Below are 16,264 nucleotides of genomic sequence, written 5' to 3'. Positions count from 1 at the left end.
ACATCAATAGCGAATCTGCAGTTTCTTTTCCAGTTCAAAACATTGGGACAATGGGACATAGCGGACCGTATGGTAACCGAGATTGCGATAGAACACGTGGGCACGGGTATTGTCCCGATCCACCATGACTTTGGCTCGTTTGCAACCCCGCGATCCGGCGAAATTTTCCGCCTGGGCCATCAAGGTCTTGCCATGGCGGTTACGCCGGTGCGCGGGTGCAACAGCCATCATGTCGATATATAATAGCTCGCCGTGCACCATAAAGTGGATGAACGCCACCGGGTCGGCTTCATAGTTGGGCGAAACCACCAGCGTTACCCCGCGGGTAAGCCGCTTTGGAATATCATTAATGACCGTCTTTAATTCATTGGGGGGCAGGTGGGAATAGGGGACAAGCTCCTTATGAATCAGGTCGTTGATCACGGGGTCATCTTGTTTGGGCCTTCTGTAGCGTATCATTTCACTCGTAATCCTCCTCACTGTGAGTACCGGATTCGGACTCACCACATGCATAAAAGTGGGCGTTATCTTTTATCATATGACAGGAGGGGGCCGAAGCGTTCCGATGGAAATAAGAAGCCGATGAAACCGGGGGCGGACGGGATCGGAGGCAGGATTGCAGGGTCTATTCCCGGGCCAGCAAAATCCGGATTCGAGGGAGAGTTTCTAAACTGTCTTTCAAAAGGGTATTGACTCTGGATGTAAACTAATCATATAATGTGTCTAAACATTTTAACGATTATATCAATCGGCGATGAAGAGGACGAAGGTTTAAGGGCTCTTTGCTCAGAGAGTGGATGGATTTGCTGAGACCATCCGCCATTACCCCTTAAATGCGAGCTCACCTCGGAGCTATTTTCCTGAAAAACTGCAAGCGTTCCTAGGCACCGTTTGCGATGAGTCTATTAGGGAGAATCGTCAGGTCTGCGTTAGAGACCACGGGTAGAAGCGTCACTGCTTGTACTCGTCAAGGCTCGGTGCTGTGAAGAACCGGGTGAAAATGGGTGGTACCACGGAAGCTAAACCTTTCGTCCCTCGGAATAGGAGACTATTCCGGCGGACGGAAGGTTTTTTTGTTATAACAAGGCAAATAAATTTTAGAAATACCTAAGTTTTGGAAGGAGGATGACTGATGAGCGCGCAAATTCCTGCAGTGCGGTCTACAGAACAATTACGTGAGAAATGGATGAAACCGGAAGTCATAACCGGTTCGGAAATCTTGCTTCGCAGTTTGCTTTTGGAAGGTGTCGAATGCGTCTTCGGGTACCCGGGGGGCGCTGTGCTATATATTTACGATGCGCTGTACGGATTCACTGATTTCCATCACCTGCTGACAAGACATGAGCAGGGAGCGATTCATGCAGCAGACGGTTATGCTCGTGCAAGCGGCAAAGTCGGTGTCTGCATCGCAACTTCCGGTCCGGGAGCTACCAATACCGTGACGGGAATCGCGACAGCCTATATGGATTCGGTTCCGCTCGTCGTCATTACCGGGAACGTAGTCTCCAGCCTGATCGGAACGGACGCTTTCCAAGAAGCCGACATCACCGGCATCACGATGCCGATCACAAAACATAGTTATCTGGTCAGAGACGTAGAGGACCTGCCGCGCGTGATCCATGAGGCATTCCACATTGCCAATACCGGACGCAAAGGGCCGGTACTGATCGACATTCCTAAGGATGTCTCGGCCAATAAAACATTGTTTGAGCCTTCGCAAACCATCAATCTTCGGGGGTATCATCCAACTGTCGTTCCGAATCGGTTGCAGCTCGACAAGCTGGCTTCGGCGATCAAGGAAGCGGAACGTCCGGTCATCCTGGCTGGCGGCGGGGTTGTATATTCCGGCGGACACGAGGCATTGCTGGAATTCGTCAATCGGACCGGAATCCCGATCACGACGACTCTGCTGGGACTTGGAGCATTTCCAAGCGGACATGAGCTTTGGATGGGAATGCCTGGGATGCACGGAACTTATACCGCGAACCAGTCCATACAGCAATCCGATCTCTTGATCAACATCGGAGCGAGATTCGATGACCGGGTAACCGGACGCCTCGACGGCTTCGCTCCAAAGGCGAAGATCGTGCACATCGATATCGATCCTGCGGAAATCGGCAAGAACGTTAAGACGGACATCCCGATTGTCGGGGATGTGAAGACGGTTCTCGAATTGCTGAACCCATTGGTCGGCCGCGCGGACAAGGCGGACGAATGGAGAGCGCAAATCAATCAGTCGAAACAGGATAAACCGTTCAAGTATAAAGATTCCGATACTGTACTTAAACCACAGTGGGTTATCGAACTTCTGAACGACACGACTAATGGAGAAGCGATCGTAACTACGGACGTTGGACAGCATCAAATGTGGGCGGCCCAGTATTACAAGTTCAACCAGCCGCGTTCCTGGATCACTTCCGGGGGACTCGGAACGATGGGCTTCGGATTCCCTTCCGCTATCGGTGCTCAAATGGCGCATCCCGAACGGCTTGTTATTTCCATCAACGGTGACGGCGGCATGCAAATGTGCGCTCAGGAGCTGGCGATTTGCGCAATTAACAAGATTCCTGTTAAAGTCGTTGTAATCAACAATCAGGTGCTTGGGATGGTTCGCCAGTGGCAGGAACTGATCTACGAGAACCGCTACAGCCATATTGACTTGGCAGGCAGCCCGGACTTCGTGAAGCTGGCCGAAGCTTACGGCGTCAAAGGCTTGCGTGCGACGAACAAAGAGGAAGCCAAGAAGGTATGGCAGGAAGCTATGGAGACGCCGGGACCGGTATTGGTGGAATTCGTGGTCGACAAAGGCGAGAACGTATATCCGATGGTTACACAAGGTTCCACCATTGATCAAATGTTGATGGGGGACGATGAACAATGATGACAAGCCATACAATTGCCGTTTTAGTGAATGACCAGCCTGGTGTTTTGCAGCGCGTGTCCGGCCTTTTCGGCCGGCGCGGCTTCAACATCGAGAGCATTACGGTTGGCCAGTCGGAGGAAGAAGGATTGTCCCGGATGGTCATTGTGACCCAAGGCGACGACAAAACATTGGAACAAATCGAGAAGCAATTGTACAAACTGATCGATGTTATCAAAGTCGTGAACCTCAGTTCCAAGCCGATGGTTGGCCGGGAACTGGCATTGATCAAAGTGAAATCCGAACCGGCGGAACGTCCGGAAATTATGGGCGTAGTTGAAACCTTCCGCGCGGCGGTCGTCGACATCGGAACGAACAGCATGATCGTTCAGGTGGTCGGAGATACGGAAAAGATCGATGCCATGATCGAACTGCTGCATCCATATGGAATCCGGGAATTGTCCCGGACCGGGGTTACCGCGATGATTCGAGGCAACGCTTAATTTTCAGCACATAAGAAATTGCAGTTTTACTAATATTTCCGCCGGGTTTGGCGGGGGATTGAAAGGATCGCGAGGAAGCGGCGACAAAGACCGGTCCTTTGAATCACCCGTCAAACAGGCGGAGGTTCAAAATCATTGGGACATGCGTTATGCATACCCGCATACTATGGGAGGGCTTTAGAAATGGCAGTTACTTTGTACTATGAACAAGATGCAGAACTCAGCGTATTAAAAGGAAAAACAATCGCAATCATCGGTTACGGCAGCCAAGGCCACGCCCATGCGCAAAACTTGCGCGAGAGCGGACTTCAAGTCATCATCGGTCTTCGTGAAGGTAAATCCTTCAATAAAGCAAAGGAAGACGGATTCGAAGTTCTGCCTGTAGCGGAAGCTACAAAACGTGCGGATGTTGTCCAAATCCTGATGCCGGATGAAACTCAAGCGGCTGTTTACAACAGCGAAATCGCTCCAAACCTGAAAAAGGGAGCAGCTCTGTTGTTTGCTCACGGTTTTAACGTTCACTTCGGCCAAATCGTACCGTCCCCGGACACCGACGTTTTGCTCGTCGCTCCGAAATCGCCGGGCCACATGGTTCGCCGTACTTATGTCGAAGGCTTTGGCGTTCCAGGTCTGATCGCGATTCATCAAGATGCTACAGGCAAAGCTAAAGAAATCGGCCTTGCTTACGCGAAAGGTATCGGTTGTACTCGTGCAGGGGTTATCGAAACTTCGTTCCGGGAAGAAACCGAAACCGATTTGTTCGGTGAGCAAGCGGTATTGTGCGGTGGCGTTAGCGCCCTGATCAAAGCCGGATTCGAAACGCTGACAGAAGCGGGATACGCTCCTGAAATGGCTTACTTCGAGTGCTTGCATGAACTGAAGCTGATCGTTGACCTGATCTATGAAGGCGGTTTGGCAACGATGCGCGATTCCATCTCCAACACAGCGGAATACGGCGACTATGTTACAGGTCCTCGCGTAGTTACAGAAGAAACGAAGAAAGCGATGAAAGAAGTGCTGTCCGATATCCAACAAGGCAAATTCGCACGCGACTTCATCCTGGAAAACCAATCGAACCGTGCCTTCCTGACGGCTACTCGCCGCAACGAAGCTAACCATCCGATCGAAGTGGTCGGCAAAGAGCTTCGCGGATTGATGCACTGGATCAAAAAGTAATAAATTAAGCACAAGAACATAGTAAAGGCTGCGGAGTCATAGGACCCGCAGCCTTTTTTCGTTTTTTTGCGTGAAAGATAGTCCGGTTTTATGTTTAGTTTGGAGCGGAATCGTCCAACTTAACTTGGAGGCTCAGAATTTCTGAGGAATTCAGATAAGTAAAAAGGAGAAGACAACATGACCAAAACCGTAAAATCCGTAACCTCTCCCAAAAAGTTTATTATCGGGCAAGACTTGCTGGAGACGATCTATGACTATATGAAGCATTTCGGCGACAGCGCCTATGTGATTTGCGACGAATTTATTTTGGAACGCGCCTCCAAGGAAGCGGGGCAATCCATTGCCGCAGGCGGGGGCAAATCCGTATTCGAGAAATTCAATTACGAATGCACCAAGGAAGAAATTCAGCGCCATCGCGATCTTCTCCATAAGGCGGGGGCCAATATCGTCGTTGGCATCGGCGGAGGGAAAACGCTGGATACGGCCAAAGCCACTGCTTATTACGAAAAGCTTCCGGTCGTCATTTTTCCGACCATTGCTTCTACGGATGCACCTTGCACGGCGCTGGCGGTCATTTACAAGCCTGACGGTTCTTTTGACGAATATTTGTTTCTGCCCAGCAATCCCGATGTGGTGTTGGCCGATACCGGCATCCTGGCTGCCGCGCCGGCCCGTTTCTTTGCGGCGGGTATCGGAGACGCTCTGGCTACGTATTTTGAAGCGAGAGCCTGCTACCGTTCGGTGGGAGATAATTTGGTTCTGATGAAGCCTTCGCTGACCGGTCTTGGAATCGCCAAACTTTGCTATGACACCCTGTTGGAGAATGCAGTCCAAGCAAAAATTGCCGTGGATAACGGGGTTGTAACCAAAGCGGTAGAAAACACGATTGAAGCGACGATTTATTTAAGCGGAGTGGGAGCTGAATCCGGCGGGTTGGCAGCTGCGCATGCCATTCATAACGGAATGACCGCCGTCAAATCGCTGCATCATGCCCAGCACGGGGAGAAGGTAACGTTCGGTCTGCTGGCTCAGCTCGTCTTGGAAAATGCGCCCCATGAAGAAATCGAAATGGTGATCTCCCTGGTAAAACAGGTGGGACTTCCGTTGACATTGCAAGATCTCGGAGTTAAGAAGTTCGTTGAGGAAGAATGGCGTCAAGTGGCTGCGGACGCCTGTGCGGAAGGCGACACGATGGGAAATATGCCTTTTCCCGTAACGCCGGATGACGTTTACAATGCGATTGTTGCCGCCAATGCGCTTGCCGAAGCTTATGATGAGGAAATGTAAATGTAACTGCCAATAAAAACTCCAGATCTTCAGTGGGTTGAAGCCGCTAACGATTAGCGGCTTTTTTTTATTTTCTAAAGCTGCAGATCGCTTATAGTTAAAACCTATTAATCTAATAGATTCTATATCTTTGTTTTCTGGTCAAAGGTTATGATACAACTAGGTTAGGATCTTTACGAGTGAGCTACTGAGAGAAAGGGAGTTGTATTGATATGGCAGAAGTGAAAAAAATCGCGGTCATCGCCGGCGACGGAATCGGACCGGAAGTTGTTGCGGAAGCGGAAAAGGTATTGAAACGTACGGAGGAATTGTTCGGATACCGGTTTGAAACGGAGCATGCCTTGTTCGGGGGCATCGCCATCGATGAGAAAGGAACGCCGCTGCCGCAAGAAACGCTGGAAGTCTGTCAGAAGGCGGATGCAGTTCTGCTCGGAGCCGTCGGCGGTCCGAAATGGGACAACAATCCTAAGGAACTGCGCCCTGAAACCGGATTGCTCGGAATTCGCAAAGCGCTCGGCCTGTTCTCCAATCTTCGCCCGGCCGTTGTATTTGATTGCTTGAAGGATGCTTCGACATTGAAACCGGAAGTGTTGGAAGGGACCGACCTCATGGTCGTTCGCGAACTTACCGGCGGCATCTACTTCGGCGAGAAATTCCGCCGCGAAACAGAGAATGGACAGGAAGCGGTCGATACTTGCGCCTACAATGTCAACGAAGTGGAACGCATCGTTCGCCAAGCGTTTGAAATTGCCCAGAAACGCCGCAAGAAGCTTGCTTCGGTTGACAAGGCCAATGTATTGGAAACCTCCCGTTTATGGCGCGAGGTCGTAATCAAAGTCGCTCCTGAATATCCGGATGTCGAGCTGGAGCATGTATTGGTCGACAACTGCGCAATGCAGCTGCTTCGCCGTCCTTCGAGCTTCGACGTAATCGTTACGGAAAATATGTTCGGCGACATTTTGAGCGACGAAGCAGCGATGCTTACCGGATCGATCGGCATGCTGTCCTCGGCATCGCTTGGCGAAGGAAGCTTCGGCTTGTACGAGCCGGTACACGGCTCTGCGCCTGATATCGCGGGTCAAAACCTGGCCAATCCGATCGCAACAATCCTCTCGGTAGCCCTGATGTTCCGCATGACGTTCGGGTATGCCGATGCGGCTGATGCGATTGAGCGCGCTGTTTCGGACGTACTGAATGCCGGTCACCGTACGGGCGATATCGCGGTTGACAAGAGTAAAGCGATTGGCACGAAAGCCATGGGTGACCTGATCGTAGCAACAATGAAGAAATAATATATCGTTTATAATGATGAATTGTTCAAGATAAAACCTTAATTATAATAATTATAATTAAGAAGTGGTTATAATATTGACTTTGATTTTATCGAATGATACCATTTGAAATGTAGTCTCGAACTGAAAATGAATGATGTGTATACAGAAACTTATCAGTTTCTTACATATTTCAAAAGGAGGCCTTTTCAAATGGCAGAACGTTTGGTTGGAAGACCCGCACCGGATTTTGATATGGCGATCGTAACCGGTGACGGTAAGGAATTCGGACGCAAGAAATTGTCCGATTATCAAGGTAAATGGTTGGTATTCTTCTTCTATCCATTGGATTTCACATTTGTTTGTCCTACAGAAATCACGGCGCTTAGCGAAGCTTACTCCCAATTCCAGGACCTGGATACTGAAATCTTGGGTGTCAGCGTTGACTCCGAGCACAGCCACAAGGCATGGATCAATACTCCGAAAGACAGCAATGGCTTGGGTCAATTGAACTTCCCATTGGCTTCGGATATTACCAAGAGCGTTGCCCGCGATTACGGCGTTTTGATCGAAGAGGAAGGCGTAGCTCTCCGCGGACTGTTCATTATCGATCCGGATGGCGAGCTTAAATATCAAGTGGTAAACCACAATGATGTAGGCCGCAGCGTAGAAGAAACTCTGCGTGTGCTTCAAGCCCTTCAATCCGGTGGTTTATGCCCGATGAACTGGAAACCAGGGGACAAGAATCTCTTTGCGTAATATCAAGTAAATAGCTGTTCAGGCCCCCTGTAGACGCAAGCCGTTTGCAGGGGGCTTTTTGCCCGCATCTCCGGAGCATACAGACTGGACGCATTTTAGTACAAGTTTGAGCTTATCCTATTTAATGAACGAGCAGCAATTTGTTGGAGGAATTTACAAGCTGGATCTCGAATAATTATATGCAATCGACTTTTCAAGGAATCCAGGTCTTACAAAACCTGTATGGGAAAGGGTGATGGGGAATGAGTTTTTGCTGCGGTGCAAGCATGATAGGAACGAAAGGGACTTTAAAGCATTACCGGACCCAGGTTCATAACGTTCCCCTGCTATTTTGCCCGGTGTGCCATCGGGTGGAAGTTCACTATAAAGTGGAAAACGAGTATGAGGTATTGGCCGAATATGCGCATGGCGACGGGCTGTCGGAGATCGATTTCCAGGATTTCGTGATGGAAGACGAGGACTCCATCTTCGGCAATTGCGTGAACCGTGAGGATGAGGATCCGCTGGATGTTGTTCAGAGTCAGATCGACATGTCGCTGGACTTACTGACGGTAGCAAAGCAGATCGGCGATTCGAAATGGGAAAATGAACTCAAAAAGCGGCTGGCCGTCATGAGCCGGCGTAGAGCGAGATTGCTGCAAAAGAATAGCAGAGAGATGAAATAGCTCCCCACCGGGGGGCTATTACTTTTTTATAGAGTTGTGCTTTTGCGAGAGTATCCCCTTTTTTTCGACAGTATCTCTGATTGACGATATTTGGAAGTCTTTACTATGATTGAAATAGGCCGTTTTCGTGCCCGTCAATCGTCATCGATTTATTATATAAATAGGACAAGCTCATGGAATAGGAAACAAGATGGAGAGGTGAAGTCTCATATCAGATCTGGGCGATATGGGCTTTCCGCATAGTGATCGTTAGTTGTCGTCAGAGGCTGAAAGATCATTCGGAGAAAAAGGGGGAACCGACTTGTTGAGCGAATTCCAGGAGACATTGCTCCAGTCCGTTAAAGCGTATCAATCAACCGAGTCTGTTAAGAATAAGTACGAAAACGTACTGCAACATCTTGACAGTGGTATTATGCTGTTTGACAGCGATGGTGTTTTGACTTTTATTAATGTGCAAATGGCCAGGCTGCTGGAAATTCCGCGTCATTCTCTGATCGGTTGTAATTTGCTCCAGTTGCTTCGACACCCGCATTTAAGCAAGTTCAAGAAAAGAAAAATTTTACGGCTTTATAGGGAGACGATCTTTTACCGCAAAAAGAATCATGAACTGATCGATGAATACGGCAGGTACTGGTTGACCACAGTTACATACGGAGACCAAATGGAAGGCGATTATCTGTTCAGCATCAAGGATGTGTCCGAATTCAAGCAGATCGAACAAACGGCATACCAGAATGACAAACTGGCGATGCTGGGGAAGATTTCGGCCGCGATCGCACATGAAATCCGTAATCCGCTCACGGCGATCCGGGGGTTCATACAATTACTCAGGCCTCATCTGGTCCAGTTAGGAAGGGATGAATACGCCCGCATAATTTTAAATGAGATTGATCGGGCTAACGATATTATTTATGAATTTTTAAATTCCTCGAAGCCCTCGGCCCCGCAAAAAGTAGCGATAAGCATCGCATCCCTTTTAAAAGAGGTCATTCTTCTGACCGAGAGCGAGGCGCTCATGATGGGTTGCGAAATTAAATTAAAAGAGGCTGAGGCGGGTCTAAAGGTATCGATTGATGTAAAACAGATCAAGCAGGTGCTTCTCAACATGATCAAAAATGCGATGGATGCGATCGAAGAAGTCGGCGGGGAGCATGCCGGCATGATTGAGATAGAGGCCGTGCCGGACGGGAAATATGTCAATATTTCAATCCGGGATAACGGGAACGGAATGGAGAAGGCGATGCTGAGCCGCTTGTTTGCCCCGTTCTTTACGACTAAGGAAAAAGGGACTGGCCTGGGGTTATCGGTCAGTTACCGAATTATTAGAAATCACAGGGGGAATATTTACGTCGATAGTATGAAGGGCATGGGAACCGTATTCGTGATCTCCCTTCCGCTAGTTCAATAGTTATATAAAGAAAGGGGCTGTCTTGGCGTGAAATCACGTCAGGGCAGCCCCTTTATTCATTATGCAAACGAGTAAGCAGGATGCTTATTTCGATTTAGGAGTCGATGGCGGTGCCGGAGAATCACTGCAGACCGCGGAACAAGATTTCCGCTGGGAGCAAGATGAGCAGGCCCCTTTTTTGCTTTTGCGGATTCCGCGGTATAGAGCAAACGCCGCATAAGAGAAAACAATCGTGATAATAACAATATCAGCCATTGAACAGACTCCTTTCATTACTTTCTTTATCAATAAATGCAGCAATTATGTTAGTCCGATCCATTTTCCGCCTTGATAAATGATTACAGCCACCGTATACGCGAGGACCAAGGAATAACCGACAGAGAACAACGTCCATTTCCATGACGCCGTCTCTTTGCGCAACACGCCTACCGTAGCCAGACAAGGTGTGTAAAGAAGGACGAAAGCCATGAAACTGTAAGCTTGCAGCGGTGTAAAAGCCAGTGAAATCTGTTCCTGAAGGCCAGCCATATCAGGCACATGATAGATGATATTCATCGTGGAAACGACGACCTCTTTCGCCATAAACCCGGTAACCAATGCGGCGCCCGACTGCCAGGTTCCAAAGCCCAATGGCTCCAGCAAGGCTGCGAACAGACCGCCGATGGAAGCCAGGAAGCTGTCATCCATTTCTGCCGCGATTCCTCCCGGGCCGAGATAGGTCAATAGCCAGATAAGGACAGAGCCTCCTAGAATAAAGGTTCCGGCTTTACGCAGGAAGCCTTTTCCCTTTTCCCAGGTGCTCCGGAATAACGTTACCGTCTGTGGCATTCGGTATGGAGGTAGCTCGACCATAAAGAAGGATTTGCTGTCCTTGAACAGGAACAGGGAAAACAGCTTGGCAAGAACCAGTGTAAGCACAATGCCCATCACATAAAGCGATAAAACGATCAAAGCCTGGGAATTTGCGAAAAAGATGCCGGCAAACAACGCATAAACGGGAAGGCGTGCGGAGCAGGACATCAACGGGACCAAAAGCATGGTCAGCGTTCGTTCCTTCGGCTGTTCAATGCTTCTTGAAGCCATGACCGCCGGAACATTGCAGCCAAATCCGATAATAAAAGGAATTAGCGCTTTACCGTTTAAACCGACCATTTCCATTAATTTATCCATCATTACAGTAATCCGGGCCATGTATCCTGAATCCTCGATAAACGAGATAATCAGAAACATAATGAATATTTGCGGCATAAATACGAGAACCCCGCCCACCCCGCCGATGATGCCGTCAATAATAAGGGCGTGTGTAAAACCGGAGGCACCCACCGCTGTTAGCCCCTGCTCAACAAGAGTGCTTAACGGTCCGGAAATGAAGGCGTCGAGCAGATCGGAGAGCGGGTTGCCAAGCCAATCGAAGGTCAGCTCGAAGGTGAGTAGCATGAAGGCCAGAAAGATCGGAATTCCCCATACCGGATGGGCTGCGAAGGTATCAATCTTTTCCGTTAAAGTATGCGGTTTCCGGTTCGACTGATCGACTGCGGATTCGCAGATGTCCTGAATTATCTCCGTACGCACGGAACGGATGTAATCCTGTAGGGATGACGTATCTTCTTTCATGCGGAGCTGTTTCAGCGCATCTTCCTTAATTGCCCGAATGCGGGACAGAGTCGCTTCTGTAAGAGCTAAAGAGTTCATCACTGCGGGGTTATCTTCAAGTATTTGCAGTGCAATCCAACGAGGGGATAAGCCTGAGAAAGTCAGCTCCGAATTTACTTCCCGGGAAATACCGAGAATGCTTTCTTCGATAACGGTTCCGTAATGTATCGTAAAACCGGGCGATAAATCCTTTACTTCTGTTTTGTTCATGCATGACAGCAACTCTTTGCTTCCGGCTCCGGTTCGGGCTATCAATGGCACAATCTCAGTATGAAGAAGTTCCGATAGATAGGCCGTGTCGATAGCTAGCCCGCGGGCTATCGCTACATCGATCATGTTCAAGCCGATAATGACGGGTTTACCGTATTCAAGCAGTTGAATCGTAAGATATAGATTCCGCTCAAGTTGGGAGGCATCGACGATATTGATGAGCAGGGAAGGGGAGTCCGTGACCAGATATTCAGCGGCCACGCCTTCATCCCGGGATAGAGGATGGAGTGAGTATATGCCAGGGAGATCGGTAAGAGGGCCGCTCTTGTCTTTGAGCTGTCCGATTTTCTTCTCTACGGTCACGCCGGACCAGTTGCCCACATACTCGTATGAACTTGTAAGCGTATTGAACAGAGATGTTTTACCCGTGTTGGGGTTTCCGATTAATGCAGCTCCGCTCATGATACCGACACCTCAATCTTCGCCGCTTCCTTCTGACGAATGCCCAATAGCTGTCCGTCGCATTCGAGCAGGATAGGTCCACCCCATAAGCAGCAACGCTTGACGGTGATATTCGAACCTTCGGCTACGCCCAGGTCGGCAAGGCGCCGCTTAAGAATGGGGTCTATGTTGCCGAATCTGCAGATGGACCCCGAATTGCCGGGTTGTAAGCTTGTTAAACAGCTTTGGCATGGTATCATCGGTCATTTTTCGCTCCTTTTTTAGGATGTTAAAAAAATCATTTATGTTTACGTATATATGTCTTCATTCAATCATTGAGAATCACTCTCAATTGGATTCAATTCAATATATCATGGCAGGAAAAGTCGAACTGTGATAAATATCATACCTAAAAATGATTCTTCATCTTTACTTTTTGATTTCGATTCAAGTAAGATGGAAAGTAAAACAGACAGGGAAAGGGATCGGTAGGGATGAAGGAAAATCAAAGCAAGATTGTCGACTGTACGATACGCGACGGAGGTTTAGTCAATAACTGGGATTTCAGTGTGGAGTTCGTGCAGAAATTGTACGCCGGCCTGAATGAGGCGGGTGTGGATTATATGGAAATCGGCTACAAGAACTCGCCCAAGCTTTTAAAGGGAGCCGATCAAGCGGGTCCTTGGCGGTTTTTGAACGATGATTTTCTCAAGAAGGTCATTCCTCAAAAAGGAAATACCAAGCTGTCCGCTTTGGTGGATATCGGCCGTGTGGATGAGAATGATATTTTGCCGCGGAGCGAAAGCCTGCTGGATCTGATCCGGGTCGCTTGCTATGTCAAGGATGTGGACAAGGCCCTGAAACTGGTTCAGGTTTTCCATGATCGGGGTTATGAAACTACTCTTAATATCATGGCGTTGTCCAACGTGATGGAAAACGAGCTGCTTGAAGCCTTTGAAATGATTAAAGAAAGCGTTGTTGACGTTGTATATATTGTAGATTCGTATGGAAGTCTCGATTATAAAGATATGGATTACCTTGTTAATAAATTCAAAACTCATTTGCCGAATAAGCGCCTGGGCGTGCACACGCACAACAACATGCAGCTTGCATTCTCCAATACGCTCGTTGCCGCCGATCTGGGAGTTGAATTCCTGGATGCGTCGGTATACGGCATGGGAAGAGCAGCAGGAAATTGCCCGACAGAGCTTTTGGTAACCCATCTGAAGAATACCAATTACAAGCTGCGGCCGATGCTCGAAGTGTTGGAGCAATTGCTTATTCCGCTTCGCGAGAAAGAGGAATGGGGCTATCTCATTCCGTACATGATTACCGGATCATTGGACGAGCATCCTCGTTCTGCCATGGCTCTCCGGGCTTCGGAGGATAAAGACAAGGCGGTTGACTTCTACGATAAATTAACGACGCCAGAAGTCAGCTTCGATAACAAAAAATAATAGATTCAGGGTAAAAGTTCGGCCCATTTTGTGCCGGACTTTTACCTGTTATGGCATTCTTTCAAAACACCGTTTCGTGAATTTTGAACAAAATTTATGAATATTCATGCGCTTTTTACAAGGTTTTAATTTCGCCGGCAGGAAAAGGTCGGTTTTTGTTGAATTGTACTACAAGGAAGCTTTACAGATAATTACCTCCGGGGGTTGAACACGAATGGGAATCAGGACAGAGGAGAGGGCAACGATCATCCAGGGAGGACTCGGTTTGGCGGTGATGCTCGGTGTCGTTATGTTTGCCGCCGGGAGTGGAAACCGTTCAAATGCCGCGGAATCGCTGCAAACTTTGCAGCTTGTAGCAGGTTTGGTCTGCGGTGCCGTTTCTTTCGCGATTTTTACCCAAGGGTGGATTTTGTTCACGGATAAGTTGTCAAAACAGCGGCTTTACTCTGCGGTGTTATTCTCCATCCTGGGAATACTGAGCTTTCTCAATGCCGCAGGAACGAGCGGGATCAAGCTGTTCGGTCTGGAGACCGGACTGCGCTTGTCAAATGCATTTTTAATCATTTCGCATCTATTGTGTGCGGCGGGAATGTTGATCATATTTTCAACGTCAGACCGGCAGGTTTCAGGCCAACATAAAATATTCGTGTTTTCGGGTACCGCTCTTGTTGCAGCGGCCGGAATTGTCTCATTATATACATATCAGAACCATCTGCCTGCGGGTTTGCTTGAGTTTCAGAATATCACAGTCAAAATGGTTTTAATGTCTGCGATATTGGCGTTATATGCCACAGGCATTTTCTCCATTCTTTATCGTCACCGTAAAGAGCGCCCTAGAGCGGCTCTGACAGTGATTCGCGCCTTGATGTTCATGATGATGGGCTTCACCCTGCTGATGACAGGCATTCCGGGGGATTCCAGACTGGCCCATGTCCTGGGCAGCTGGTATATCGTAATTTCTTATTATTTCGTGCTTAAGGGCGTTTATCATTTGACGATTGATGAACCGTTTCGGGGCCAGCGGGCGATCGAAGCGAAGATGAAGTATATGGCTTATCACGATGATCTTACAGGTCTTCCTAATCTCAGACGTATGAAGGAATTTCTTGGATCGCTGTTGACGTCCCACGGGAAGGATGAGCCGGTGAGAACGGGCGTGGCGGTTATTAATATCGATCGGTTCAAGGCAATAAACGATTCTTTGGGCTACAGCGCGGGAGACAAGCTCCTGATGGAAGTGGGAGAGCGCTTGAGCGGACTATGCCTTCAAGGAGAAAAGGTGTTCCGGATGGGGGAAGATGAGTTTGCCGTTATTTTTCCCGGTCCCAAAGAGGTAACCGAACTGGAGTCGCGTGCTGAGCAGCTGCTTGTGTCGGTGGATCCATCTATTTTGATCGATGAGACCGAGTACCACATCTCGTTAAGTATGGGGCTTTCGATTTATCCCGAAGACGGTGATTCCGTAGATCAGCTGATCCAATACGCGGATATGGCGGTTCACCATGCGAAAGAGCATGATCAGATATTCATCCGGTATACGGAAGCTATGAAGAAGCGTACCCAATCCAGAGTGGAATTGGAGAACGATATGCGAAAAGCGCTGGAACGGGACGAATTCTTTCTGGAGTATCAGCCTCAATTCAGTCTGCTCACCGGAAAGATGGTCGGCATGGAAGCGCTGGTCCGCTGGAATCATCCCAAACGGGGATTGCTTCCGCCCAATGACTTCATTCCGTTGGCCGAAGATTCCGGTCTGATCGTACCTCTAGGCGAATGGGTGCTTAAAACGGCTTGCGAGCATAACAGGAAATGGCAGTTGGATGGATATGAGCCGGTTTGCGTTTCGGTGAATTTATCCATGCGCCAGTTCCGTCAGTATAATTTGGCAGACAAGGTGGATGCGATCTTGAGAGAGGTTGGCCTGGATGCCAAATATTTGGAACTGGAGGTCACGGAGAGCATGACCTTCGATATCGATACGGCCTTGAACCAGCTCCAAAGTCTGAAGCGTTTGGGAGTACATATTAGCATCGACGACTTCGGAACAGGCTACAGCTCGCTTAATTATTTGAAAAGCCTGCCGATTGACCGTTTGAAAATCGACCGCTCTTTTGTAAAAGAGGTTATGCTGGATGGAAATGATGCCGCGATCGTTTCCACCATTACGACGATGGCGCATCATTTGAAACTGAAGGTCACCGCGGAAGGTGTGGAAAGCGAAGAACAGCTTGAATTTCTTAAAGGTCAAAACTGCCACGAAGGCCAAGGGTACTTGTTCAGCAAACCCGTCCCGGCCCGAGTGCTTGAAAGTCAGTTCCTTAGCCGGCTTGCCGGCTAAGGATTTTTCTTTCTATTTTCATGCCTTAGGAAGGACATCAAAAAAGGTGTTGCAACGTAAAGGGAAAAGTGATATATTATATTTTGTCTTCACGAACGATATTTTTCAAAAGTGAAGCTTCGGGACGTAGCTCAGCTTGGTAGAGCACCTGGTTTGGGACCAGGGGGTCGCATGTTCAAATCGTGTCGTCCCGACCATGATTATTTAGACTCAGCGGGTCTGATTTTCATACATAC

At 48.7% G+C, this 16,264-nt stretch carries 14 protein-coding genes and 1 tRNA gene; 11 read left to right on the top strand and 4 right to left on the bottom strand.

Annotated features, from left to right (window positions below; translation table 11 throughout):
- Window positions 1-3 precede the first annotated feature (3 nt).
- Window positions 4-459 carry a GNAT family N-acetyltransferase gene (locus NYE70_RS19500; protein WP_341047650.1) on the bottom strand — a complete coding sequence of 152 codons (456 nt, stop codon included), beginning with the start codon at window positions 457-459 and terminating at the stop codon, window positions 4-6.
- 673 nt (window positions 460-1,132) lie between these two features.
- On the opposite strand from NYE70_RS19500, the gene ilvB reads away from it, so the two are divergent.
- From ilvB to NYE70_RS19460, 8 genes are all read left to right on the top strand, one after another.
- The gene (gene ilvB, locus NYE70_RS19495) at window positions 1,133-2,881 is read left to right on the top strand and encodes a biosynthetic-type acetolactate synthase large subunit (protein ID WP_341047649.1); all 1,749 of its coding nucleotides are present in this window, start codon (window positions 1,133-1,135) and stop codon (window positions 2,879-2,881) included.
- Window positions 2,878-3,363 (top strand): acetolactate synthase small subunit, encoded by a 486-nt coding sequence (ilvN, locus tag NYE70_RS19490; RefSeq protein ID WP_211022062.1) that lies wholly within the window; start codon window positions 2,878-2,880, stop codon window positions 3,361-3,363. The genes ilvB and ilvN overlap by 4 nt, the downstream gene beginning before the upstream one ends.
- 183 nt (window positions 3,364-3,546) lie before the next feature.
- Window positions 3,547-4,539: a ketol-acid reductoisomerase gene (ilvC, locus tag NYE70_RS19485; protein WP_211022065.1), complete on the top strand. Its 993-nt coding sequence runs from the start codon at window positions 3,547-3,549 to the stop codon at window positions 4,537-4,539.
- Between the two features lie 177 nt (window positions 4,540-4,716).
- Complete coding sequence (locus NYE70_RS19480; RefSeq protein ID WP_290406859.1) at window positions 4,717-5,826, top strand: glycerol dehydrogenase; 1,110 nt, start codon at window positions 4,717-4,719, stop codon at window positions 5,824-5,826.
- Between the two features lie 212 nt (window positions 5,827-6,038).
- Window positions 6,039-7,118, top strand: coding sequence for a 3-isopropylmalate dehydrogenase (gene leuB / locus NYE70_RS19475; protein ID WP_211022068.1), 1,080 nt, complete (start codon window positions 6,039-6,041; stop codon window positions 7,116-7,118).
- A gap of 192 nt (window positions 7,119-7,310) precedes the next feature.
- Entirely contained in the window at window positions 7,311-7,856 is a 546-nt protein-coding gene (locus NYE70_RS19470) for a peroxiredoxin (RefSeq protein ID WP_211022070.1), read from the top strand.
- Window positions 7,857-8,098: 242 nt separating this feature from the next.
- Window positions 8,099-8,521, top strand: a complete 423-nt coding sequence (locus NYE70_RS19465) for a hypothetical protein (protein WP_290408727.1) — start codon at window positions 8,099-8,101, stop codon at window positions 8,519-8,521.
- 301 nt (window positions 8,522-8,822) lie between these two features.
- Window positions 8,823-9,929, top strand: coding sequence for an ATP-binding protein (locus NYE70_RS19460; RefSeq protein WP_341047648.1), 1,107 nt, complete (start codon window positions 8,823-8,825; stop codon window positions 9,927-9,929).
- An 84-nt stretch (window positions 9,930-10,013) separates the two neighbouring features.
- On the opposite strand, the gene NYE70_RS19455 is transcribed toward NYE70_RS19460, so the two are convergent.
- From NYE70_RS19455 to NYE70_RS19445, 3 genes are read right to left on the bottom strand one after another with little or no spacing between them, the layout of a single operon-like run.
- Window positions 10,014-10,184: a FeoB-associated Cys-rich membrane protein gene (locus NYE70_RS19455; protein ID WP_211022076.1), complete on the bottom strand. Its 171-nt coding sequence runs from the start codon at window positions 10,182-10,184 to the stop codon at window positions 10,014-10,016.
- Between the two features lie 45 nt (window positions 10,185-10,229).
- The gene (feoB, locus tag NYE70_RS19450) at window positions 10,230-12,254 is read right to left on the bottom strand and encodes a ferrous iron transport protein B (RefSeq protein WP_341047647.1); all 2,025 of its coding nucleotides are present in this window, start codon (window positions 12,252-12,254) and stop codon (window positions 10,230-10,232) included.
- Window positions 12,251-12,493, bottom strand: coding sequence for a FeoA family protein (locus NYE70_RS19445; RefSeq protein WP_211022080.1), 243 nt, complete (start codon window positions 12,491-12,493; stop codon window positions 12,251-12,253). Before NYE70_RS19445 ends, feoB begins: the two co-directional genes overlap by 4 nt.
- A 234-nt stretch (window positions 12,494-12,727) precedes the next feature.
- Between NYE70_RS19445 and NYE70_RS19440 the strand changes: the two genes are divergently transcribed.
- The 3 genes from NYE70_RS19440 to NYE70_RS19430 all read left to right on the top strand — a co-directional run bounded on the left by NYE70_RS19440 (window position 12,728) and on the right by NYE70_RS19430 (window position 16,225).
- Entirely contained in the window at window positions 12,728-13,690 is a 963-nt protein-coding gene (locus tag NYE70_RS19440) for an aldolase catalytic domain-containing protein (RefSeq protein ID WP_211022082.1), read from the top strand.
- A 214-nt stretch (window positions 13,691-13,904) separates the two neighbouring features.
- Window positions 13,905-16,028, top strand: a complete 2,124-nt coding sequence (locus tag NYE70_RS19435; RefSeq protein ID WP_213656078.1) for a putative bifunctional diguanylate cyclase/phosphodiesterase — start codon at window positions 13,905-13,907, stop codon at window positions 16,026-16,028.
- A 120-nt stretch (window positions 16,029-16,148) separates the two neighbouring features.
- A tRNA-Pro gene (locus NYE70_RS19430) sits at window positions 16,149-16,225 on the top strand.
- The last annotated feature ends 39 nt before the right edge of the window (window positions 16,226-16,264 follow it).

The sequence above is a fragment of the Paenibacillus sp. FSL R5-0407 genome (genome assembly GCF_038009185.1).
Taxonomy (GTDB): domain Bacteria; phylum Bacillota; class Bacilli; order Paenibacillales; family Paenibacillaceae; genus Fontibacillus; species Fontibacillus vini.
Note: the sequence above shows the minus strand (reverse complement) of the source record. Positions and strands in the feature narration are given on the sequence as shown.